Annotated in this window: 2 protein-coding genes and 1 tRNA gene; 1 reads left to right on the top strand and 2 read right to left on the bottom strand. The window is 40.2% G+C overall.

The genetic code is table 11. The features are described from left to right. Together NT178_06650 and NT178_06645 are read right to left on the bottom strand one after the other, a co-directional pair. Positions 1–492: helix-hairpin-helix domain-containing protein (locus tag NT178_06650; GenBank protein MCX5812207.1), on the bottom strand; the 492-nt coding region annotated here is incomplete at its 3' end. A 614-nt stretch (positions 493–1106) separates the two neighbouring features. Further along, positions 1107–1199: transfer RNA gene (locus NT178_06645), tRNA-Ser, on the bottom strand. A 43-nt stretch (positions 1200–1242) separates the two neighbouring features. On the opposite strand from NT178_06645, the gene NT178_06640 reads away from it, so the two are divergent. Continuing rightward, positions 1243–1992, top strand: a 750-nt coding sequence (locus tag NT178_06640; protein ID MCX5812206.1) for a hypothetical protein, incomplete at its 3' end; no start/stop codon positions are given.

Raw genomic sequence — 1992 nt, 5'->3', positions numbered from 1 at the left:
TTCTTTCCACGAGGACATGATCTTTTCAGAGGTAACTTGTCCGATGCCCTTCACCTGCAATATTGCCTGAGGGTTTCTGTCCAGGACTTCAAGGGTATCCTTCCCGAAACATTCCACGATCCTCTGCGCCGTCACAGGGCCGATACCATTAATAAGACCGGATGAAAGGAACCTGACTATCTCCGCCTTGCCGTGAGGTTCAATGATATCGATCTTTTCTATCTTTAGCTGAAACCCGTATTTTGTGTTTGTCCACTTTCCGGCAATGATGTGCTTTGCACCATCATAGAAGAATCCCTCTGGAATCGGCCCTACACAGGCAATGGTTTTGCCTGCTGCCGGGCAATTCCCGTTGAGGCCGGAACCCTTTTCAACGATCTTTACCACTTTGACGAGCATTACAGAAAAGTTTTCGCTTTTGTACAAGAACCTGAGAAACTCACCCATTATTGAAAGGTTGTTGTTCATTTCCTTTGTATTACTAATTTTCAAGTTCAGACCGTACCATATTCCTCTATATACCGCCGGCAGGCGGAATAAAGCAGATCCAAAAAAGGTTATTGAATACCTGAATAAGGCTATCCGCTTCAAACCTGGTTTTGCAGAAGCATACTATAGGGGGGACGCATATTTGCTCATGGGCAATACCACCCGTGGACGCACAGTGACGTTCAGAAGGCGTGCAAATTATACGAATGGGCTAAGAATAATAGGCGTTGTCGTTAAGCGACAAAAATTTGCCTTATTTGTTCTCTGTTACCCTTTTCGGTCTTAATTGGGTCTTGAAGTTTTTATAACATCTCAGAGGGGTGTAGGTTATTCAATCTACCGTTCTACATTGAAGAATATGGACCGTGTCATAATAGTGATTTTAGGACCCTCACGCAAATGCAATCACATACCATTAGCTCCCCCTTCAGCTCGAATAGTCGTTGCAAGCACTTGCAGCAAAATTACAAATAATTACTGATTAATATAGTGACGGGAGATTATTTTTGTAAGGTACTATTCACTTTCCTGTAAATAGATGACATAGTTACTGGCGTTTTACTGGCGTTTTTTAAGCAGATTAATTTTTATAAACTATTGATATTATTAAATATGAATGGCGGAGAGGCAGGGATTTGAACCCTGGGTACGGTTTAACCCGTACACTCGCTTAGCAGGCGAGCACCTTCGGCCAACTCGGTCACCTCTCCATTTGACAAAGTATACTTGTTTGTCTTATAAAAATCAATCATTATGAGGATTGACAATCAGCCGCATAACCTTTTAGAAACCAGACACAATCTGTTAAAGACAATACGGTCCTATTTTTATAAACATAAATATATTGAGGTTGAGACTCCCAACCTTATGAAGACTGTGCCGCCTGATCCTTATATTGACCCGTTAAAAGTATGCATTGACAGTAAAGCTTCCTGCTATCTCCATACGTCTCCCGAGCTGCATATGAAGAAGCTTCTGCAATTCAGGCATGAGCGGATTTTTCAGATATGTAAAGTCTACAGAGTTGAAGAATTTGAAGAAATCCACGGTATAGAGTTCACCATGCTTGAATGGTACAGAGAAGGAACATATATCCAGGCAATGAAAGAAGTAGAGGAGTTGATTCGATATGTCGCCCACAGGTTGTGTAAAAACAGGAAAGATAGTTATGAAATGCCTTTCAAAGTTTATGAACTTGAAAAGCTTTTTCTTGAAATGTGCGGCATAAATCCCTTTAAATTAAACAGGGATGAGCTTTTTCATACTATGAAATCAAAAGGTTTTACGGGTATTGATGATAAAGATGACTGGAATGGCCTGTTTTTCAAACTTTTTATTCAGGAAGTTGAACTAAAAATCATTGAGAAAGCTCCTTATTTTATTAAAGATTGGCCTTTATCTGTCTCAACGATGGCAAAAAAGAAAGATACAAATAAGGTTGAGCGGTTTGAACTATACATAAGCGGGGTAGAAATAGCAAATGGTTATACGGAACTCCTCAAT

The organism is Pseudomonadota bacterium (assembly GCA_026388255.1).
GTDB lineage: Bacteria > Desulfobacterota > Syntrophorhabdia > Syntrophorhabdales > Syntrophorhabdaceae > JAPLKB01.
This window is presented reverse-complemented; position numbering and strand designations above follow the sequence as displayed.